We start from the raw sequence: 20,528 nt of genomic DNA, 5'->3' as shown, positions 1-20,528 counted from the left end.
GCTCCTTTGTTTTTCCCTTCTCCCCTCGGGAGAAGGTGCCCCGAAGGGGCGGATGAGGGTACGGATGGAGCACTAAGGTCCGGAGGCGGCGCTGCGCTCCCGGACCCTCACCCCAACCCCTCTCCCGGGGGGAGAGGGGCTTTGACTACGGAAGCCGACGCATCCGCGCGACTGGCACATGGTTCCAGACGAAGCAGCGCGTGCCAGCGCCGGCGGCGATTGCCGGGAGGGGGTACGCACTGGGGTTGGACTCACTCCTGCGTGGCCACCGGCAGCAGCCGCTGGCGCAGCAGCAGCGCGGCCAGGTCCAGGGTTTCGCCGGCCACGCGCATCACGCTGCCCATGTTGATGAAGCCGTGGATCATGCCGGGGTGGACGCGCACCAGGGTTTCCACACCCGCCTCGCGCAGGCGCTGCGCGTAGTGCAGGCCTTCGTCGTGCAGCGCGTCGCGGTCGGCGAGCACCACCAGCGCCGGGGCGACCCCGGCCACGTCCGGCGCGACCACCGGCGAGATGCGCCAGTCCGACCCCAGCGACGGGTCGGGCAGGTACTGACGGTCGAAGAAGCGCATCGCCGCCTCGGTCAGCGGCGGGATGCCGGCGTTGTGCACGCGCGAGGGGAAGGGATTGTCCGCACGCAGGTTGGTCAGCGGATAGATCAGGATCTGGCAGCGCAGGACGATGCCGGCATCGCGCGCGCCCAGCGCGGCGCTCGCCGCCAGGGCGCCGCCCATGCTGTCGCCGGCGATGGCCAGGCGCTGCGGATCGGCGCCGACCTCGGCCGGGTGCGCGGCCACCCAGCGCACCACCGCGATCACGTCCTCGATGCCAGCCGGCGCCGGATGCTCGGGCGCCAGCCGGTAGTCCACCGCCAGCACCTGGCAACCGGCGCGCGCGGCCAGTTGCCGGCACACGTCGTCGTGCGAATCGAGGTCGCCGACCACGCCACCGCCGCCATGCGCGTAGAGGCAGGTCGGCGCCGGGCCCGCGTCGAGGCCGTGCGGGCGGTACAGGCGCAGCGGAATCGGGGCGGCCGGACCCGGCGCCTGCAGGTCGCGGACCTCGGCCATCTCCACGCGTGGGAAACCGAATTGCGCGGCGACGCCGCGCATCATCGCCCGCGCCTGGGGCAAGGGCAGTTCCTCCATCGGCGGCTGCCCGGACTGCTGGGCCTGGGCGAAGAAACGCACGACGTCTGGATCGAAATACATGGGTGGCCCTCCCGGGGCGGCTGCGCAAGCGGCGTCGGGCGGATTGTTATGCTCGATAACCATTTCCGCAAATAAGCGAACCGGAACGCCGATGCGCGGTAGCCGACGGGTCAGCGGCAGGCGGCCGATCGTCATGGCACGGATGCGCGTGCAATGCAGGCGCGGCGAGGCATTGCGCAGCTTGGAGCACGCGCTGGCGACGGACGCGCACGCGGTGCCGCCACATTGCGGCGCAGCATGGACTTGCGCGCCGCATGCCGGAACGCGGCTCAGTCGTCCTGCGCGGCGGCTTCGCGGCCCTGCTGGCGGATGATGGCTTCCTGCCGCGCGTCCTCGATCGAGGCGCGCACCGCGCGCACGTCGGCGCGACGGGTGTCGAAGGTGAAGCGGCCGGTGAGCACGCTGTCCGGGCGCAACGTGCCCTTCTCGTACAGCGCCCACATCTCCTCGCCGTAGTGGGTGGCGTTGAGCTCGGGCGCGAAGCGGCCCAGGCAGTCGCGCAGGTTGTGCACGTCGCGCAGCAGCATGCTGCGGGCGGCGTTGTTGCCGGCGGCGCTGACCACCTGCGGGAAGTCGATCACCACCGGACCATCGGCGGCGACCAGCACGTTGTATTCGGACAGGTCGCCGTGCACCAGGCCCAGGCACAGCATCTTCACCACGTCGCCGACCAGCTGCGTGTGGAAGGCGCGCGCCTGCTCCGGTTCCAGTTCCACCTCGCCCAGGCGTGGCGCGCTCTGCCCGTCGGCGTCGGTGACCAGGTCCATCAGCAGCACGCCGTGGAAGTAGCCGCGCGGCTGCGGCACGTGCACGCCGGCGTCCACCAGCTGGTACAGGGTGTTGGCCTCGGTGTCCTTCCACGCGGCTTCCTGCTCGCGGCGGCCGAACTTGCTGGCCTTGCCGATCGCCCGCGCCTGGCGGCTGCCGCGCACCTTGCGCCCTTCCTGGTACTGCACGCGCGCCTGGAAGCTGCGCTGCGCCATGTCCTTGTAGACCTTGGCGCAGAGCACGTCGTCGCCGGCCTGGACTACGTAGACCGCAGCCTCCTTGCCGCTCTTGAGCGGGCGCAGCACGCCGTCGATGACGCCATCGTCGATCAGCGGCTGCAGGCTCGGGGGAATCTTCATCGGGTGCGGCGTACCTGGAGTGAGTCGCCGCGATTATGGCCCAAGGCTGGCGTGGTGCCCGGCGTGCCGGAGCGGCGTCGACCGTGTCGCCAACGCGCCGAAGATACGTACGGAGCGGCTTGCGGCCTGTGCGACGAACGATTGGGCGGCGCGGCGGCGTCCGGCATTTGTCTACGACGGCCGCCGAGGTGTACCGCCGCGTTCAGCTTTCGAGACGGTGGCGCAGGGCTGTCGTGTTGTGTGCGGCGCGGGCACGCGCGAGGCGTTGCCTGGGTGGATGGTTGGATAGGCGTTCGACTGCCGTCGCGTCGGGACTGAAGTCCCTCCCACAGGAATCGCCTCCCGCACTGGGAAACCGGACGTCGCATGCTTGCGCACGGTCAGGTTCCGTCATGAAGACGGCAGTACGGCGGCTGCCGTGTTGGTTGCCACGGGGATGTCGCATAGGGCCTCGCCTTGGTCGACGGTTGGACGGCGTCCAACTGTCCTGCGTCGGGACTGAAGTCCCTCCCACAGAAGAGCGTCGTGCGTGGCGACGCTTCTGCACGCTCAGGCCTGCCGGCCTCGGGCTCGCCGCAGGCCAGCCCAGGCCCGGCCTCGCGCTGCCTCGGTTCCGGCTCAGGGCGAGGCAGCGACCTGGGCCTGGGCGTCGGCGCCGCCGCCGAGCACCTGGTACAGGGTGACGCGGTTGCTGGCGTCCTGCAGGCGCAGCGCGATCAGCGCCTGCTGCGCGGCGAACAGCGAGCGTTGCGCATCCAGCACCGGCAGGTGGCCGTCCAGGCCGGCGCGGTAGCGCGCGTCGGCCAGGGTGTAGCTGCGCTGGCTGGCGTCGACCAGGGCCTGCTGCGCGGTCAGCTGCGCCTGCAGGTGGTCGCGCGTGGCCAGGGCGTCGGCCACTTCGGCGAAGGCCGACTGGATCGCCTTCTCGTACTGCGCCACGGCGATGTCCTTGCCGAGCTTGGAGGCGTCCAGCGAGGCCTTCAGCGCACCGGCGTGGAAGATCGGCGCGGTGATGCTGGGCACGAACGACCAGGTGCGGCTGCCGGCGGAGAACAGCGTGGACAGCGCATCGCTGCTGCGCCCGGTCGAGGCGGTCAGGCTCAGCGACGGGAAGAACGCCGCGCGTGCGGCGCCGATGTCGGCGTTGGCGGCCTGCAGGCTGTGCTCGGCGGCGAGTACGTCCGGACGCTGCAGCAACACCGTCGAGGACAGGTGCGCCGGCAGCGGCGCCAGCGCGACGCTGCCCTGCATCGCCTGCGCGGTGGGCAGCAGCGCCGCGTCCACCGGCGCGCCCACCAGCAGCTGCAGCGCATCGCGCGCCTGCGCCAGTTGGGTGGCGGCACTGGCGACGGCCACGCGTGCCGACTCCACGCTGGTCTGCTGCTGCGCCAGGTCCAGCCCGGACGCACTGCCGATGCTGTGCCGGCGCTCGGTCAGTTGCAGGGTCTGCGCCTGGCTGTCCAGGGTCTGCTGCGCCAGCGCCAGTTGCGCCTGGTCCGCGCCCACGGTCAGCCACGCTGCGGCGACCTGGGCGACCAGGCTCAGGCGCACGTTGCGCTGATTCTCGGCGCTGGACAGCCAGTTCTGCAGGGCTTCCTGCTTGAGGCTGCGCAGTTGCCCGAACAGGTCCAGCTGCCAGCTGCTGAGCCCGACCTGCAAGGTGTCGCTGGTGCTGACCTCGGGGATGCCGTCGTCGTTGCTGGCGGCGCTGGTACGGCTGCGGCTCATGCTGGCGTTGGCGTCGAACGACGGCAGTTGCGCGGCGCGCTGGATGCGATACTGCGCGCGCGCCTTGTCGATGGACAGCACCGCCACGCGCAGGTCGCGGTTGTTCTGCAACGCCAGCGCGATGGTCTGGCGCAGGCGCGGATCCAGGAACACCTGCTGCCAGTCCGGCATCGCCAGCGTGTCGGTGGCGACGCCGGCGGCGGGCGCCGCATCGACCGCGGCCAGGTCGGCCGGCACCGGCGCCGCCGGGCGCACGTAGGTGGGCGCCAGGGTGCAGCCGGACAGGGCCAGCAGCGTGGCCACCGCCACGCTCATGCGCGAGACGGCGCTCATGCCTGCGTCTCCGAGTGGGCGACCGCCGGCCCGGGGAACATCCGGCGCACGATCACGTAGAACAGCGGCACGAAGAACAGGCCCAGGGTGATCGAGGCCAGGGTGCCGCCGGTCACGCCGGTGCCCAGCGAGTGGCGCGCGGCCGAGCCGGCGCCCTTGCTGAACACCAGCGGCAGCACGCCGAGCAGGAACGCCAGCGAGGTCATCAGGATCGGTCGCAGGCGCATCTGCACCGCGTGCAGGGTGGCGGCGAGCAGGCTTTCGCCGCGGTGCTCGAGGTCGCGCGCGAACTCGACGATGAGGATGCCGTTCTTCGCCGCCAGGCCGACCGTGGTCAGCAGACCGACCTGGAAGTACACGTCGTTCTCCAGGCCGCGCAGGGTCATCAGCAGCACCGCGCCGAACACGCCCACCGGCACCGCCAGCATCACCGCGAACGGAATCGACCAGCTCTCGTACAGCGCCACCAGGCACAGGAACACGAACAGCAGCGAGATCGCGTACAGCGCCGGCGCCTGGTTGGCCGACAGCTTTTCCTGGTAGGCCATGTCCGACCACGCGTAGCCGAAGCCGTGCGGCAACTGCTTGCTGAGTTCGGCCATCGCGTCCATCGCCGCGCCGGAGCTGACCCCGGGCACCGCCTGGCCGGTCAGCTCCATCGCCGACACGCCGTTGTAGCGTTCCAGCGCCGCAGGCGCGCTGGTCCAGTGCGAGCGGGTGAACGCCGACATCGGCACCATGTCGCCGCCGCCGTTGCGCACCGTCCAGCGGTCCAGGTCCTGCGGCGCCATGCGTGCGTCGGCATCGCCCTGCACGTAGACCTTCTTGATGCGGCCCTTGTAGATGAAGTTGTTGACGAAGTCACCGCCGAGCGCGCTGTTGAGCGTGGCGTTGATGTCGCCCGGGTCCACGCCCAGCGCCTGCGCCTTGGCATCGTCGATCTTGACCGCGTACACCGGCGCGTCTTCCAGGCTGGCGTAACGCACGTTCATCAGCTTGGGATCGTGCTGGGCCAGCCGCAGCAGCTTGTCGCGCGCGGCGACCAGGGCGGCATGGCCGGCGCCTTCGTAGTCCATCAGCTCGAAGGTGAAGCCGGAGGCGTCGCCGAGGCCGGTGATCGCCGGCGGCGAGGTCACGAACAGTTCCGCGTCGGGCACGTCGGCCAGCGCCTTGTTCAGATGGTCGGCGATGGTCGCCGCATCGTCGTCGCGGTCGTCCCAGTCCTTCAGCCGCACGAAGGCCATGCCGACGTTCTGGCCGGCACCGGTGACGCTGAAGCCGGCCGAGGACAGCACCGAGCGCACGCCCGGATCCTTCAGCGCGGCCTTGGTCAGCCGGTCGGTCACCGCCAGGGTCTGCTCCAGGGTGGAGCCGGCCGGCAGCTTGACCAGCACGTTGAGCATGCCCTCGTCCTCGTCGGGCAGGAACGCGCCCGGCAGGCGCCACAGCAGCAGGCCGGTGACTGCGATCAGCAGCGCATAGGCGAGCAGGCCCAGCGCGCGCTTGCCCAGCACCCGCTCGACCAGCGTGCGGTAGCGCTCGGACAGGCGCCGGAAGCGGGTGTTGAACCAGATGAAGAACCAGCCCAGGCGCCCGTGCGAGCCGATCGGTGCCTCGCCCTGGTGCAGCGGCTTGAGGATGGTCACGCACAGCGCCGGGGTCAGGGTCATCGCCACCAGCACCGACAGGATCATCGAGGCGGCGATGGTGATCGAGAACTGCCGATAGATCACGCCGGTGACGCCGTTGAAGAACGCCATCGGCACGAACACCGCGGTCAGCACCAGCACGATGCCGACCAGGGCGCCGCCGATCTGCTGCATCGAGCGCAGCGTCGCTTCCTTCGGCGGCAGGCCTTCCTGGCCCATCACCCGCTCCACGTTCTCCACCACCACGATGGCGTCGTCGACCAGCAGGCCGATCGCCAGCACCATCGCGAACATGGTCAGGGTGTTGATCGAGTAGCCGAACGCGGCGAGCACGCCGAAGGTGCCCATCAGCACCACCGGCACGGCGATGGTCGGGATCAGCGTGGCGCGCCAGTTCTGCAGGAACAGGTACATCACCGCCACGACCAGCAGCACCGCTTCGATCAGGGTGATGACCACTTCCTTGATCGAGGTGGTGACGAACGGCGTGGTGCTGAAGGCGATGTGGTAGTTGAAGCCGTGCGGCCAGTACTGCTTGAGTTCCTGCAGGCGCTGGTCGATGGCCTTGGAGGTCTCCACCGCGTTGGCATCGGAGTTGAGCTCGATGCCCAGCGAGGCCGAGGGCTTGCCGTTGAAGCGGGTGATGCTGTCGTAGGTCTCCGGGCCCAGGCCGATCCTGGCCACGTCCGATAGGTGCACGGCGGCGCCGCTGGCATCGCTCTTGAGCACGATCGCGCCGAACTGCGCCGGGGTCTGCAGGCGGCTGCGGGTGGTCACGGTGGCGTCCAGGCGCTGCCCGCGCAGCGCCGGCTGGCCGCCGATCTCGCCGGCCGACACGTCGGTGTTCTGCGACTGCAGCGCGTTCTCCACGTCCGAGGGCATCAGCGCGTACTTGCGCAGCTTCTCCGGGTCCAGCCAGATGCGCATGGCGTATTCCGAGCCCATCGGCTGGATGTTGCCGACGCCGCTGACGCGGCTGATCTGGTCGTCGATGTTCGATTCCATGTAGTTGGCGACATCGAAGTTGTCCATGCTGCCGTCGTCGGAGGTGAACGCCACCACCTCGAACAGCGAGCCGCTGGACTTGGTGATGACCAGGCCGTTCTGCTGCACCGCCTGCGGCAACACCGACATCACCGACTGCAACTGGTTCTGCACCTGCACCTGCGCGGTGTCGGCGTTGGTGCCGGTCTCGAACACCAGGTTGACCTGCGCGGTGCCGTCCGAGGCGCTGGTGGAGGTCATGTACAGCAGATGGTCCAGGCTCTGCTGCGACTGCTCGATCAGCTGGGTGACGGTGTTCTCCACCGTCTGCGCCGAGGCGCCGGTGTAGGTGGCGCGCACGGTGATGGTGGGCGGCGCCATGTGCGGATAGCGTTCGACCGGCAGCCCATGGATGGCCAGCATGCCGATCAGGACGATGACGATGGCCATGACCCAGGCCACCACCGGGTGGTTGACGAAGAAGCGCGACATGCGGGAGTCCTCAGTCGGCCTGGGCGTCGTCGCCCGGCAGCGCCGGCGCGGCATCGAGCTGGGCGGCGGTGACCGGATACGACTGCGCCGGCTTGCCGAGTTCGGCGCGGCTGCCGTTGACCACGATCAGGCGCTCGCCCGGCTTGAGCCCGGACTCCACCAGCCAGTCGTGGCCGATGGCCTCGCCGGTGCGGATGTGCCGCTCCACCACCTTGTTGTGCGCATCCAGCAGCTTCACCACCGGCTCGCCCTTGCTGTCGCGGGTCACCGCCTGCTGCGGCACCAGCACCGCGCCCTGGTCGGTGGCCATCGGCAGCACCGCGCGCAGGTACATGCCCGGCAGCAGCAGGTGCTCGGGATTGGGCACCACCGCGCGCAAGGTGACGTTGCCGGTACCGGCGTTGACCTGGGTGCCGACGAATTCGAGGGTGCCGGCGTGCGGATAGGTGCTGCCGTCCTCCAGCCGCACCTGCACCTGCGCCTTGCCGTCGATGGCGTGGATCTGCCCGGCGTCGAGCTGGCGGCGCAGCGCCAGCATCTGCGTGCTGGACTGGGTGACGTCCAGGTAGATCGGGTCCAGCCGCTGGATGGTGGTCAGCGCCGCGTCCTGCGCGGCGGTGAGCAGCGCGCCGACGGTGTAGGCGGAGGTGCCGATGGTGCCGGAGATCGGCGCGGTGATGCGGGTGTAGTCGAGGTTGATGCGCGCCGCCTGCAACGCCGCCTTGGCCGCGACCACCGCCGCCTCGTCCTGGCGCAACGCGGACACCGCGTCGTCGGCGTCCTGCTTGCTGGCCGCGTCCATGTCGGTGAGGCTGCGGGTGCGCTCGGCCTTGGGCCGCGCACTGGCCAGCGCCGCCTCGGCCTGCACCAGGTTGCCGCGGGCGATGTCGTAGGCGGCCTGGTACGGCGCCGGGTCGATCACGTACAGCGCCTGCCCGGCCTTGACCTCCTGGCCCTCCTGGAACAGGCGCTGGCGCAGCAGCCCGCCGACCTGCGGGCGCACGTCGGCGGTCTCGTAGGCCACGGTGCGGCCGGCCAGGGTGCGCTCGACCGGCAGGGTGCGCGCGCCCAGGGTCAGCACCCCCACCCGCGGCGGCGGCGCGGCCGCCGGCTTGTCGCCGGAGCAGCCTCCGGCCACGGCAACGGCCAGCAATACGGCACAGCGAACGGGACGACGAGGCGCCTGGAAACGGTCGGACATGGGGAGTGCGGCTGGGAAGAAACGCGCAACGCTACTCCACGCATGTGTCGCATCGCACCATGTCTGTAACAGTGCGTTGTACGGGCTTCACCAAGGTCGGAGAAACGTCGGAAACCGGCACACAGCGTCGCACCGTCGGACGGCGCCATTCGTTCTATTACCGAACACAAATGCGATAATCGCCCATCTTGCCGACGTCGTTTCCCGCCGCGGCATGCCATCGTGCGCACGCCCGCCTTCGCCGCCCTCGTGGCCGGCCGCGGACGCCGTGCGTCTCCCTGCAGAGGATCGAAAACGTGCAAACCCAATCGGATGTGTCGGCCGGCGGCCGGATATTGCTGTGGAGCGTCGGCCTGCTGCTGGCGCTGATCGGACTGGCGCTGCTGGTCGGCGGCATCCGCCTGGTCACCCTCGGCGGCAGCCTCTACTTCCTGGCGATGGGCGCGGCCTGCGTGGCCTCGGCGCTGCTGGTGCTGCGGCGGCGCCCGGCCGGCGCCTGGCTGTACGCGCTGGCGTTCGTGCTGAGCGTGGCCTGGGCGTACTGGGATGCGGGCCTGGCGTTCTGGCCGCTGGTGTCGCGGCTGATGATGCCGGCGGTGCTGGCGCTGCTGGTCGCCCTGGTCTACCCGACCCTGCGCCGCGCCCGCGGCCTGCCCAGCGGACGCGGCGCCTATGCGCTGGCGGCGGTGCTGGCGCTGGCCTGCGCCGGCGGCCTGGCCGGGATGTTCGTGCCGCATCCGCCGGTGGCCGCCAGCGGCCCCGGCCCGGCACCGGTGCCGGTGACCCCGGCGCAGGCGCAGCGCGACTGGAGCCACTACGGCAACACCGCCGGCGGCAGCCGCTTCGCCGCGCTGGACCAGATCGGCCGCGGCAACGTCGGCCAGTTGCAGGTGGCCTGGACCTACCGTACCGGCGATGTCGCCCTCAGCGACGGCAACGGCGCCGAAGACCAGACCACCCCGCTGCAGATCGGCGAGACGCTGTACGTGTGCACCCCGCACAACAACGTCATCGCGCTAGACGCCAGCAGCGGCCGGCAGCTGTGGAAGCGCGAGATCAACGCGCAGTCCTCGGTCTGGCAGCGCTGCCGCGGCCTGGCCTACTTCGATGCCGATGCGCCGCTGGTCCAGCCCAGCGCCGCCAACGCCTCGCCGGTGGCGGCGGCGCTGCCGGCCGGCGCCAACTGCCGGCGCCGCGTGCTGACCAACACCATCGATGCGCGGCTGATCGCGCTGGACGCGGACACCGGCGCGTTCTGCAGCGGCTTCGGCCAGAACGGCCAGGTCGACCTGAAGGCCGGCCTCGGCGCCGCACCCGATCCGTTCTACCAGTTGACCTCGGCGCCGACCGTGGCCGGGACCACGGTGGTGGTGGGCGGCCGCGTCGCCGACAACGTGCAGGCCGACATGCCCGGCGGCGTGATCCGCGGCTTCGACGTGATCACCGGCGCACAGCGCTGGGCCTTCGACCCGGGCAACCCGCAGGACACGCAGCCGCCGGCGCCGGGCAAGACCTACGTGCGCAGCACGCCGAACGTGTGGGCGCCGATGTCCTACGACGCCGCCTCCAACACGGTGTTCCTGCCGATGGGCAGCCCGTCCACCGACCTGTACGGTGCCGAGCGCAGCGCGCTGGACCACCGCTTCGGCGCCTCGATCACCGCGCTGGACGCCAGCACCGGCCAGGTCAAATGGGTCTACCAGACCGTGCACAACGATCTGTGGGACTTCGACCTGCCGATGCAGCCGAGCCTGATCGACTTCCCGATGGCCGACGGCCGCAAGGTGCCGGCGCTGATCATCGGCACCAAGGCCGGCCAGCTGTACGTGCTCGACCGCGCCACCGGCAAACCGCTGACCGAGGTCCGCGAGGTGCCGGTGAAGGCCGCCGACATCCCCCACGAACCGTATGCGCTGACCCAGCCGCTGTCGGTGGGCATGCCGCAGATCGGCACCAAACACCTGAGCGAAGCGGACATGTGGGGCGCCACCCTGCTGGACCAGATGCTGTGCCGCATCGCCTTCAAGAAGATGCGCTACGAGGGCCTGTACACCGCGCCCGGTACCGATGTGTCGCTGAGCTTCCCCGGCTCGCTGGGCGGCATGAACTGGGGCGGGCTGTCGGTCGACCCGGTGCACGACGTGGTGTTCGCCAACGACATGCGCCTGGGCCTGTGGGTGCAGATGATTCCGCAGAAGGCCGACAAGGCCGCCGCCTCCAGCGGCGGCGAGGCGGTCAACACCGGCATGGGCGCGGTGCCGCTGAAGGGCACGCCATACGCGGTCAACAAGAACCGCTTCCTGTCGGCGCTGGGCATCCCCTGCCAGGCGCCGCCGTTCGGCACGCTCAGCGCGATCGACCTGAAGACCCGCAGCATCGCCTGGCAGGTGCCGGTGGGCACCGTGCAGGACACCGGCCCGCTCGGCTTCAAGATGCACCTGCCGATCCCGGTCGGCATGCCGACCCTGGGCGGCACCCTGGCCACGCAGAGCGGCCTGGTGTTCATCGCCGGCACCCAGGACTACTACCTGCGTGCGTTCGACAGCGGCACCGGCAAGGAACTGTGGAAGGCACGGCTGCCGGTGGGCAGCCAGGGCGGGCCGATGACCTACGTGTCGACCAAGACCGGCAAGCAGTACATCGTGATCACCGCCGGCGGCGCGCGGCAATCGCCGGACCGCGGCGACTACGTGATCGCCTACGCCTTGCCGAACGCCAAGTAGGAAAACGGCACGCCATTGCCACCTGCGTGCGGTGGCAATGGATGGACCCGCGTTCGTGAGACCTCACAGCGCCTCGACCGAGGCGCGGCAGGTTGGCCGACACATGGGGTACGGCGCCGGACCCGGCGCCGATCGGGTGACGCAGGCCAGGCCGCGCCGCAAAGCGCATTGTCCTCGAAGACTAGACAGACTCGCGCCCGCGCCGCCCCGCCCTCAACGCGCCGGCTGCAGCCGCATCGTCAGCACCGCGGCAATGGCCACCAGCAGCGGCAACGCCAAGACGTAGTACAGATTGGCCGGCTGCCAGCCGGCGTCGACCAGCACGCCGACGGTCATCGGCGAAAGGATCGCGCCGACGCGGCCGATGCCGATCGCCCAGCCCAGGCCGGTGGTGCGCACGGTGGGCGCGAACACGATCGGCGCCACCGCATACAGGCCGGCCATCGAGCCGAACAGCGCCGCACCGATCACGAAGGCCACGGGGAAGGCCAGCTGCAACTGCGTGCCGAGCGTGGCGAACGCCGCCATTCCCAGTGCGGCGATCAGGAAGCTGACAGCGGTCAACCGCGGCAGCGCGAAACGTGCGGCCAGACCGCCGAACAAGGCGCCGCCGACGATGCCGCCCAGGTTCAGCAGCACCCCGCCGGTGACGCCCTGCTCGGCCGACAGCCCGGCTTGCACCAGCAATTTCGGCGTCCAGCTCAGCACGAAATAGAAGGCGAACATGTGCATGAAGAAGCCCAGCGCGATCAGCACGCTGTTGCGGCGCAGGTGCGGGGTGAACAGCGCAGCGTAGCCCGCCTTCTCCTGCACCGGCGGGCGCGGCGGCAGGGCATCCAGGGTCGGTGCGCGCATGCGCGCCAGCAGCACGTTGAGCCGCGCCAGCGCATCCGGCGGGCGCCGGCTGAGCAGGAAGTCCAGCGACTCGGGCAGCAGCGCCAGTACCACCGGGATGCACAGCAGCGAGGCGAGCGCGCCGAACAGGAAGGCCGCATGCCAGCCCCAGCGTTCCAGCAGCATCGCGGCGATCAACCCGCCCAGCGTGGCGCCGATGGGATAGCCGGTGGCCTGCAGGGCCACTGCGGTGCTGCGCCACTTCGGGCTGGCGTATTCGGCGGTGATCACGCCGACGCCGGCGAGCATGCCGCCGATGCCGATGCCGGTGAACACGCGCAGCGCCGCAAGTTGCCAGATGTCCTGCGCCAGTGCCGAGGCGGCCATGCCGACGGTCAGGATCGCCAGGCAGCACAGGATCATGTTGCGCCGGCCCCAGCGGTCGGCCAGCGGCGCCAGCAGCAGCGAGCCCAGCGCCATGCCCACCAGCCCGGCGCTGAGCGCGATCCCCAGCAGCTTGCCGGACAAACGCCAGGCCTCCGACACGTGCGGGGCGATGAAGGCCATCACCATCACGTCGAAGCCGTCCAGCATGTTCAACAGCACGCAGACCGCGATCGCCGTCCACTGGAACCCGCTCATGCGGTCCAGAACGAGGGCGGTGGGCGGGGCGGCGGCATGGCTCATGGCAACACTCCTGCAGGAACGGCGAACGAGAACCGCAGCGTCGCGGGATTACTTGGGCGGCGCGGCGGCATGCAGCGCATCGAGCGTCTGCCGCAACCGCGCCGCGTCGATCTGCCCGGGCGCCGAGGCGGTGCCGAGCATGCCGAAGGTCAGGCTCTGCCCGAAGGTCTCGCCGGACAGCCGCGACACCGCGCCCAGCGGCCCCATCGCCATGGTCAGCAGCGGCTGGCCACTGCGCTGGCGCATCTGCCAGGTGGCGTCGAGCAGGTGCAGCACGTCGCCCGGATCTCGCGGCATCACCGCGATCTTCAGCACGTCGGCACCCAGCGCCTGCTGCCGCTGCAGCCGCGCCACGATCTCCGCCACCGGCGGAGTGGCGTGGAAGTCGTGGCTGGACATCACCACGTACACGCCCTGCCGGTGTGCGCGCTCGACCACCTGCCGCAGCACCGCCGGGTCGCGGAACATCTCCACATCGAGCAGGTCGGCGAAGCGCGCCTCCAGCAGGCGCGCGTACAGCGCGCCGTAGGCGGCATCGTCGATCGCCACCGCACCACCCTCGGCCTTGGTGCGGAAGGTCAGCAGCAGCGGCTTGCCGTGCAGTGCCTGCGCCAGGCGCGGCCCCAGGGCCGCCAGCGCGGCGGCGTCGGTGGCGCCGTCCATCAGGTCGATGCGCCACTCGGCCAGGTCTGCATCGGGCGAGGCGGCGATGCGCTGCGCCTGCGCCAGCGCCTGCTCGGCGTCGTGCGCGGTGATCGGCACGATGATCTTGGGCAGGCCGGCGCCGATGGCGAGCCCGCGGATCTGCAGCACGCGCGGCGGCGGCAGCGGCGCGGCCGCGGACGGCGCGGCGGGCGCCGCTGCCGGAGGCACCGCAGGTGCGGCCTGCAGCGGCGATGCCAGCAGCAGGCCGGCGCAGCACAGGAAGGTCAGTCGTCGTTGCAACAAGGGCATCGGGATCGGCCTGGGCAGGAGGCGCGCAGCGCGCGCTCAGAAGGTGAGCTTGACCTGCAGCCCCACCGCCAGCGCGTTGTCGGTACGCGCATAGGCGAAGGTGCCGGGGTTGACGATGTACTGCACGTCCGGCCGCAGCATCAGCCACGGCGTCAGCTGCGCGCTGTAGGACAGCTCGTAGAGTTCCTCGGCGGTGTCGAGCGCGAACACCGGCGCCTCCGGCGGCACGCCGGCATCGAGTAGCGCCGCGCGCCGCGCGTCGAGCAGGCGATGATTGATGTCGGCGCCGACGTAGCCCAGCGCGATGCGGTCCTGGCTGCGCCGGCCGATGCCCTGGTAGACGCCGCCCAGCGCGTACCAGCGGGTGATCTGCGCAGTGGCGCGGTCGGACACCATGTACTGGGCGAAGCCGGTGACGCCACGGCCGCGCTCGCCGCCGGGCGAGTACAGCTTCTGCTCCACCAGCAGGTAGGCGCCGTCGCGGCCGGTGGTGGCGCGCGGGTCCAGGCCCTTGCGCGGCACCCGCGAGGAGTCGTAGTAGCCGCCGAACTTGTAGGTGCCCGGATAGGCGCCGCCGGCGCCGGGCGTCCAGGTGAGTTCGACGGGAAACAGCGAGCCGGTGGTGCCGCGAGCGGTCAGGTCGAACGCGGTGTGCACGTTGTTGTTGGTGCTGGGGTTGACCTGGAACCAGCCGACCCGCAGGTTCGCCGCCGGGGTCAGTTGCTGCGCCACTTCCGCGCCCCAGCGCGCGTTCGGATAGTTGTACCAGCCGCTGTTGCCGGACATCGCCAGCGGATGCGCGCAGAACGCGGCGTTGACGAAGTTGGTCAGCAGCGTGTGCGCGCCGAACTGGTTGCCCATCGCGTAGAAGCCGGCCTTGATGTAGCTGCGCCCCTCGTTGAAGCGGCGGTCGTAGCTCAGTTCGGTCAGCCGGGTGAACTGGCCGCCGTAGGCTTCCTGGATCGGGAAGCGGTTGCCGAGCAGGTCGGCCGAGGTGCTGCGGCCGCGGCGGTCGTTGACGGTCACGTGCAGCGCGCCGCCGCCCCAGCCGGCGAGTTTCGCCAGGTCCAGGTCCACGCCCAGCCGGACCTGCTGCGCATAGCGCGCGCCGCGCTCGCCGCGGCCGCCGTCGACCAGGCCCATGGCTTCGCCGACGTAGTCGCCGCGCACGTTGACGCCGCGCTGCAGCCAGTCGCTGCGCGTGCCGTCCCAGTCGCCGGTCAAGGTGCTGTGCGCCAGGTCGGTGGCGTCCTGGGCGGCGGCGATCGCCGGGACGAAGGCGATGGCCGCGGCCAGCAGCGACCAGGCCGGCAACGGCGGCAGGCGGCGCGGCGCACGCGCGCCGGCGGAGACGACGCGGCTCACGGCGTCACCGCCAGCGGCGCGCTCAGCGGCGAGGTCGCGCCATCGTCGCTGGTGACGGTGGCGGTGAGCGTGGCCAACGCCGCGCCATCGCCGTCCAGCGGCAGCGCAAAGCGGCCCTGTCCCTGTGCATCCACTTGCGTCTCGACGCGGCCCAGATAGCGTTCGGCCTCGTCGTCGCCGGGCAGGCGATTGCCGAACAGCTCCACCGTGTACAGATGGCCGGGCCGGCCGACGAAGCTGCCCTGCACCTGCGGCACGCCGGCGCCGCGTTCGATCTTGCGCAACTGCGGAGCGGCCTGGCCGAAGTTCGGCGGCGGTTGGCAACCGTCGGGCGCAGCAGCGCCGCAGATCGCCGCGCGCTTGCGCGGGTCCGGATCGACGCCGATCCCGCGCGAGCCGACGAAGGGCGCATGCTCCAGGCCCGGCACGCCGAACACGATGGCACCGCGCGGCTGGCCCGGGGCGCAGGCACCGCCGGCGAAGCAGCGTTCGATCTTCAGGCCATTGCCGGACAGCACGTTGGCGCTGAACCGGTTGGGCTCGCTACGCGGCTGCGGGCGTACCGCGATGCCGATGCCGTTGCCGGTCAGGCGGTTGCCCTCGATCAGATTGTCGCGGCCGGTGACGCTGACCCCGATCGAATTGCCGGCGAAGTCGTTGTCGGCGATGGTGTTGCGGTTGCCCCAGTTGATCTGCAGCCCGTCGGAATAGCGCTCGAACCGATTGCGCAGCACGGTGTTGTCGTTGCCCCACAGGATCTCGATGCCCTGCGAGGGCTCGGGGTTGGCATCGGTGGAGCGGAACACGTTGTCGGCCACCAGGTTCCAGGCCGCGCCGCGGGTCAGTTCCAGGCCGTCGCCGTTGTCGAGGAAGGTGTTGCGCTCGATGCGGTTGCGCACCGTGGTGGTGGCGGTGGACTGGCCGTTGCCGTCGTCGCCGGTCAGCATCACCCCGGCCCCGCCGTGGTTGGCGACGATGCGGTTGTCGCGCAGCACATTGTCGCTGGCGCGGTTGAGCAGCACGCCGATGCAGAAGTTGCGGATCTCCAGGCCGCTCAGTTCCACGCCATGGGTATCGCGCAGCACCAGGCCGGGCAGCGTGGTGCTGCGCACGTTGGTGCCGAACTGGCCCTTTTCCGCGCCCGGACAGGCGGCGGTGCCCTTGCCGTGGATGTAGCCGGCACCGTCGATGGCGATGTACTGGCCGTCGTGCGCCCGCGCCAGGCCCACCACCTGCAGCGGCCCCTGCAGCGCCGGCAGCGGTGCGCGCGGGCGGATCACGTACGGCGGCGCGCCCACCGCGGCGATCTCGATGCGGTAGCGGCCGGGCGCCTGGTTGGCGGTGGTGATCGCCCACCGCAGGGAGCCCGGGGCATCGTCGTCGGCGTAGCGGTCCACGGTGAGCACGCTGCGCTCCGGCGCCGGCGGCTCGGCCTGGTAGGCGCACACGGCACCGGGAAGCAGGGCCGCGAGCAGGGCCAGGCCGCGGGAAAACGCACAGGACATGCACCATCTCCAACAGAATCGGGACCGCACCGGCGGCGGGCGGCGCCGCGGCCGCCAGCGGGCACGCGTCGCGCACGGTCAGGCGCCGGAACAGCGGCAACGCTAGTTTTATCGCACTGCACCATTCAAGTGCGAATATCGATTGTCGGTGCGTTTATCGCACAATCGCGTGCATCGCCCAGCCGCTCGGGCGCTCCACCGGCGGCAGCCGGCGCCAGGCACCGCGCTATCATCGGCGCCCGCGTGGCCGCCGGCCGCCCATCGCCGGAGAGCAGCATGTCCCCGATCCGCCCCTACCTCGACACGACCCCGCAACTGGGCGCGCGCGTCTATGTCGACCCGGCCTGCACCGTGATCGGCGACGTGGTGCTGGAGGACGACGTGTCGGTATGGCCGGGCACGGTGATCCGCGGCGACGTCAACTACGTGCGCATCGGCGCACGCAGCAACATCCAGGACGGCACCATCATCCACGTCAGCCACCACAGCCCGTTCAACGCGGCCGGCTACCCGACCCTGATCGGCGCGGACGTGACCGTGGGCCACGGCACCATCATCCATGCCTGCACCATCGAGGACCTGTGCCTGATCGGCATGGGCGCCTGCATCCTCGACGGCGCCACGGTGAAGAAATACGGCTTCGTCGGTGCCGGTGCGGTGGTCGGCCCGGGCAAGACCGTCGGCGAGGGCGAGCTGTGGCTGGGCAATCCCGCGCGCAAGGCGCGCATGCTCAGCGACAAGGAGATCGAGAGCCTGCACTACTCGGCGCAGCACTACGTGCGGCTGAAGGACCGTTACCTCACTGGCAACGGCTGAGGCCACTGCGGTGGTTGCGGCACCTGCGCCGCGGCTGGCGTGCGCCGCGCGCTTGCGCGACACTAGGCGCCTCTGGCGTGGGGACGCCACCGAACGAATGGAATCGCTGATGCTCAAGATCTCGCTGCGCGGCCTGCTGGCCGCTTTTTTCTGCGCGCTGTGCGCCACCTCCGGCCCGGTGCTGGCCCAGGACAGCGGCCCGGACATGACCGCCGAGCAGTTCGTCGGCTCGCTGCATTTCCGCGACGGGCATATCGAACTGCCGCAGGCCAAGGTGCATTTCGACCTCGGCCCGGCATTCCGCTACCTGGACAAGGCCGATGCGCGGCGGGTGCTGGAAAGCTACTGGGGCAACCCGCCCGACGACGACGTGCTGGGCCTGATCGTGCCGCGCCAGCCCGCGCTCGACGAGAAGGGCAGCTGGGCGGTGGTCGTCACCTATTCCGACGACGGCTACGTGTCCGACGAGGACGCCAGCAAGATCGACTACCAGGCCATGCTCAAGGACATGCAGGAGGAGACGCGCGAGTCCAACGCGCAGCGCAAGAAGGCCGGCTACGAGCAGGTCGACCTGATCGGCTGGGCGGTGCCGCCGCGCTACGACACCGGCAGCAAGAAGCTGTACTGGGCGCGCGAGCTGGCGTTCGCCGGCGAGCACGAGCACACCCTCAACTACGACATCCGCGTGCTCGGCCGGCATGGCTATCTGAGCCTCAATGCGGTCTCCGGCATGGGCGAACTGGCGCAGGTGCGCGAGGGCATGCAGCAGTTGCTGCCGATGGCCGAGTTCGACAGCGGCGCCCGCTATGCCGACCACAACCCGTCCACCGACAAGATCGCCAGCTACGGTCTGGCCACCCTGATCGGCGGCGGCCTGGCGGCCAAGGCCGGCCTGTTCGCCAAGCTGGGCCTGTTGTTGGCCAAGGCCTGGAAGCTGCTGCTGGTCGGCCTGATGGCGCTGGTCGCCGGCGTGCGCAAGCTGTTCTCCGGGCGCCAGCGCGACGGCGGCACGGTACGCTGATCTTCGCCGCCGGCGTGCTGGGCAATTCACGCCACGCCGGCTAAAGTGCCGCTTCGGAGCAGGACGCAGTCGAGAGCAGCATGCCGCCACAGGCAGCCGGCCGAACGGAAGGACGGCCTCCCCACATCGCAGGTGCCCGTGTCCGCCGCACCACCTGGCGGCGGTAAGCGGCATGCTCGATACCTACCGCGAAGTCATCACCCCCGAGGGCGTGCCGCTGCATCTGCCGGCCGCCGGTGCGGTGCCGCGCGCGCTGGCCTGGCTGATCGACCTGGCGCTGCGCTTCGCCCTGCTCACCGCCATGGGCATGTTCCTCGGCCTGCTCGGCGGCCTCGGCCAGGGCCTGTACCTGGTGGCGATGTTCCTGGTGTTCTGGGCGTACCCGATCGTGCTGGAGGGCTGGCGCGGCCAGACCCTGGGCAAGCAGGCGCTGGGCCTGCGCGTGGTGGCGCGCAACGGCGCGCCGGTGGGCTGGATGGCCGCGATCACCCGCAACCTGCTGCGCACCGTGGACATGCTGCCGTTCGGCTACGCCGTCGGCCTGATCGCCTGCCTGTTCGACACCCATTCGCGGCGCCTGGGCGACCTGGTCGCGGGCACGCTGGTGGTGCACCAGCCGCCGCGCGAGGACGAGGCGCTGCCGCCGATCGCCAGCGCGCTCGCGCCGCCGCGGCCGCTGCTGCCGGCCGAGCAGGCGGCGCTGATCGCCTTCGCCGAGCGCGCGCCGCGGCTCACCCCGGAGCGGCAACTGGAACTGGCCGCGCTGGCGCAGCCGCTGACCGAGACGCCGGGCCAGGCCGGGGTGCTGCGCCTGTACGCGATGGCCAACTGGCTGCTGGGCCGCCGATGAAACAGGAACAGTTCGTCCTCCGTCATCAGCAGGAATGGCAGGTGTTCGAGGCCTGGCTGCAGCGCAGCGCGCGCAGGTCGGCGCCGAACAAGGCCGGCGCCGCCGACGACGCCAGCAAGACCGCCGCGCCGCCGACCGCGATCCCGAGTCCAGACCAGCCGACGCCGCTCGCCGACGAGGACATGCCGGCGCGCTACCGGCGCGTGTGCCATCAACTGGCGCTGGCGCGCAGGCGCGGCTACAGCCCGCAGGTCACCGCGCGTCTGCAGCATCTGATGCAGCAGGGCCACACCGTCCTGTACCGGGCGCCGCGTCCGCGCTGGCGGCGCGCGGCGGAATTCCTGTTCGCCGAGTTCCCGCAGCTGGTGCGCAGCCAGGCCGGCTACATGGCGGCGGCCACCGCGCTGTTCGTGGTGCCGCTGGTGACCATCTTCGTGCTGCTGCAGTTCCGTCCGGAACTGATCCACGGGTTGATGGACCCGATGCAGGTCACCCAGGTCGAACGCATGTACGACCCGGCCGCCAGCGCACAGAAGCTTGGCCGCGACAGCGGCACCGATTGGCAGATGTTCGGCCACTACATCATGAACAACATCAGCATCGGCCTGCGTACGTTCGCCAGTGGCCTGCTGGCGGGACTGGGCACGGTGCTGGTGCTGCTGTTCAACGGCATCACCATCGGCGCGGTGGCCGGGCACCTGCACCAGATCGGCTACGGCGTCACCTTCTGGCGCTTCGTCGCCGGGCATGCGCCGTTCGAACTGACCGCGATCGTGATCGCCGGCGGCGCCGGTCTGCAGCTCGGACTGAAGGTGCTGGCGCCGGGACGGCGGCGGCGCATCGATGCGCTGGTGGAAGGCGGCAAGATCGGCGCGCGGCTGTGCCTGGGCGTGGCTGCGATGCTGCTGGTGGCCGCCTTCATCGAGGCGTTCTGGTCGTCCATCGCGACCGTGCCGGCGTGGATCAAGTACAGCGTGTCGGCGGCGCTCTGGACGCTGGTGCTGGCGTGGCTGTGGCGCGGCGGGCGCGGCCGCGCGGGGGGGGTCGC

14 protein-coding genes are annotated in these 20,528 nt (G+C 70.8%); 5 read left to right on the top strand and 9 right to left on the bottom strand.

Annotation, left to right across the window (positions count from 1 at the left end; genetic code table 11):
• Nucleotides 1-251 precede the first annotated feature (251 nt).
• The 5 genes from CEK65_RS19100 to CEK65_RS19080 all read right to left on the bottom strand — a co-directional run bounded on the left by CEK65_RS19100 (nt 252) and on the right by CEK65_RS19080 (nt 8,677).
• Nucleotides 252-1,211 carry an alpha/beta hydrolase gene (locus CEK65_RS19100; protein WP_152182671.1) on the bottom strand — a complete coding sequence of 320 codons (960 nt, stop codon included), beginning with the start codon at nt 1,209-1,211 and terminating at the stop codon, nt 252-254.
• Between the two features lie 269 nt (nt 1,212-1,480).
• A complete protein-coding gene (locus CEK65_RS19095; protein WP_043094294.1) occupies nt 1,481-2,338 on the bottom strand; it encodes a PA4780 family RIO1-like protein kinase in 858 nt (285 codons plus the stop codon).
• Between the two features lie 618 nt (nt 2,339-2,956).
• On the bottom strand, nt 2,957-4,399 hold the full coding sequence (locus tag CEK65_RS19090) for an efflux transporter outer membrane subunit (RefSeq protein WP_152182670.1): 1,443 nt from the start codon (nt 4,397-4,399) through the stop codon (nt 2,957-2,959).
• Nucleotides 4,396-7,524, bottom strand: a complete 3,129-nt coding sequence (locus CEK65_RS19085; RefSeq protein WP_152182669.1) for an efflux RND transporter permease subunit — start codon at nt 7,522-7,524, stop codon at nt 4,396-4,398. The genes CEK65_RS19090 and CEK65_RS19085 overlap by 4 nt, the downstream gene beginning before the upstream one ends.
• A gap of 10 nt (nt 7,525-7,534) precedes the next feature.
• Complete coding sequence (locus tag CEK65_RS19080) at nt 7,535-8,677, bottom strand: efflux RND transporter periplasmic adaptor subunit (RefSeq protein WP_152182680.1); 1,143 nt, start codon at nt 8,675-8,677, stop codon at nt 7,535-7,537.
• Nucleotides 8,678-9,021: 344 nt separating this feature from the next.
• On the opposite strand from CEK65_RS19080, the gene CEK65_RS19075 reads away from it, so the two are divergent.
• Nucleotides 9,022-11,448, top strand: coding sequence for a glucose/quinate/shikimate family membrane-bound PQQ-dependent dehydrogenase (locus tag CEK65_RS19075; RefSeq protein WP_152182668.1), 2,427 nt, complete (start codon nt 9,022-9,024; stop codon nt 11,446-11,448).
• Between the two features lie 213 nt (nt 11,449-11,661).
• Here CEK65_RS19075 and CEK65_RS19070 read toward each other — a convergent pair whose 3' ends face one another.
• Genes CEK65_RS19070 through CEK65_RS19055 form a run of 4 tightly spaced genes read right to left on the bottom strand, consistent with a single transcriptional unit; the run spans nt 11,662 to nt 16,793 of the window.
• Nucleotides 11,662-12,969, bottom strand: coding sequence for an MFS transporter (locus CEK65_RS19070; protein ID WP_152182667.1), 1,308 nt, complete (start codon nt 12,967-12,969; stop codon nt 11,662-11,664).
• 48 nt (nt 12,970-13,017) lie between these two features.
• Nucleotides 13,018-13,914 carry a type I 3-dehydroquinate dehydratase gene (aroD, locus tag CEK65_RS19065; protein ID WP_226980645.1) on the bottom strand — a complete coding sequence of 299 codons (897 nt, stop codon included), beginning with the start codon at nt 13,912-13,914 and terminating at the stop codon, nt 13,018-13,020.
• A gap of 45 nt (nt 13,915-13,959) precedes the next feature.
• Nucleotides 13,960-15,288, bottom strand: a complete 1,329-nt coding sequence (locus CEK65_RS19060) for a carbohydrate porin (protein WP_226980644.1) — start codon at nt 15,286-15,288, stop codon at nt 13,960-13,962.
• Nucleotides 15,285-16,793, bottom strand: coding sequence for a NosD domain-containing protein (locus CEK65_RS19055; RefSeq protein ID WP_152182666.1), 1,509 nt, complete (start codon nt 16,791-16,793; stop codon nt 15,285-15,287). The genes CEK65_RS19060 and CEK65_RS19055 overlap by 4 nt, the downstream gene beginning before the upstream one ends.
• Nucleotides 16,794-17,069: 276 nt before the next feature.
• Here CEK65_RS19055 and CEK65_RS19050 point away from each other — a divergent pair, with 276 nt between their 5' ends.
• The 4 genes from CEK65_RS19050 to CEK65_RS19035 all read left to right on the top strand — a co-directional run.
• Nucleotides 17,070-17,609 carry a gamma carbonic anhydrase family protein gene (locus tag CEK65_RS19050; protein WP_017915009.1) on the top strand — a complete coding sequence of 180 codons (540 nt, stop codon included), beginning with the start codon at nt 17,070-17,072 and terminating at the stop codon, nt 17,607-17,609.
• 97 nt (nt 17,610-17,706) lie between these two features.
• On the top strand, nt 17,707-18,630 hold the full coding sequence (locus CEK65_RS19045; RefSeq protein ID WP_152182665.1) for a DUF2167 domain-containing protein: 924 nt from the start codon (nt 17,707-17,709) through the stop codon (nt 18,628-18,630).
• 172 nt (nt 18,631-18,802) lie between these two features.
• Nucleotides 18,803-19,480: an RDD family protein gene (locus tag CEK65_RS19040; RefSeq protein ID WP_043094282.1), complete on the top strand. Its 678-nt coding sequence runs from the start codon at nt 18,803-18,805 to the stop codon at nt 19,478-19,480.
• Nucleotides 19,477-20,528, top strand: a 1,052-nt coding sequence (locus CEK65_RS19035) for a stage II sporulation protein M (RefSeq protein WP_152182664.1), incomplete at its 3' end; no start/stop codon positions are given. The genes CEK65_RS19040 and CEK65_RS19035, both read left to right, overlap by 4 nt.

This window comes from Xanthomonas sp. LMG 12459 (assembly GCF_009192905.1).
GTDB classification, from domain to species: domain Bacteria; phylum Pseudomonadota; class Gammaproteobacteria; order Xanthomonadales; family Xanthomonadaceae; genus Xanthomonas_A; species Xanthomonas_A sontii.
Note: the sequence above shows the minus strand (reverse complement) of the source record. Positions and strands in the feature narration are given on the sequence as shown.

Coding starts and splice junctions, on each gene's coding strand:
- CEK65_RS19100 (WP_152182671.1), bottom strand. CDS start 1,211: ATGTATTTCGATCCAGACGTCGTGCGTTTCTTCGCCCAGGCCCAGCAG.
- CEK65_RS19095 (WP_043094294.1), bottom strand. CDS start 2,338: ATGAAGATTCCCCCGAGCCTGCAGCCGCTGATCGACGATGGCGTCATC.
- CEK65_RS19090 (WP_152182670.1), bottom strand. CDS start 4,399: ATGAGCGCCGTCTCGCGCATGAGCGTGGCGGTGGCCACGCTGCTGGCC.
- CEK65_RS19085 (WP_152182669.1), bottom strand. CDS start 7,524: ATGTCGCGCTTCTTCGTCAACCACCCGGTGGTGGCCTGGGTCATGGCC.
- CEK65_RS19070 (WP_152182667.1), bottom strand. CDS start 12,969: ATGAGCCATGCCGCCGCCCCGCCCACCGCCCTCGTTCTGGACCGCATG.
- CEK65_RS19055 (WP_152182666.1), bottom strand. CDS start 16,793: ATGTCCTGTGCGTTTTCCCGCGGCCTGGCCCTGCTCGCGGCCCTGCTT.
- CEK65_RS19050 (WP_017915009.1), top strand. CDS start 17,070: ATGTCCCCGATCCGCCCCTACCTCGACACGACCCCGCAACTGGGCGCG.
- CEK65_RS19045 (WP_152182665.1), top strand. CDS start 17,707: ATGGAATCGCTGATGCTCAAGATCTCGCTGCGCGGCCTGCTGGCCGCT.
- CEK65_RS19040 (WP_043094282.1), top strand. CDS start 18,803: ATGCTCGATACCTACCGCGAAGTCATCACCCCCGAGGGCGTGCCGCTG.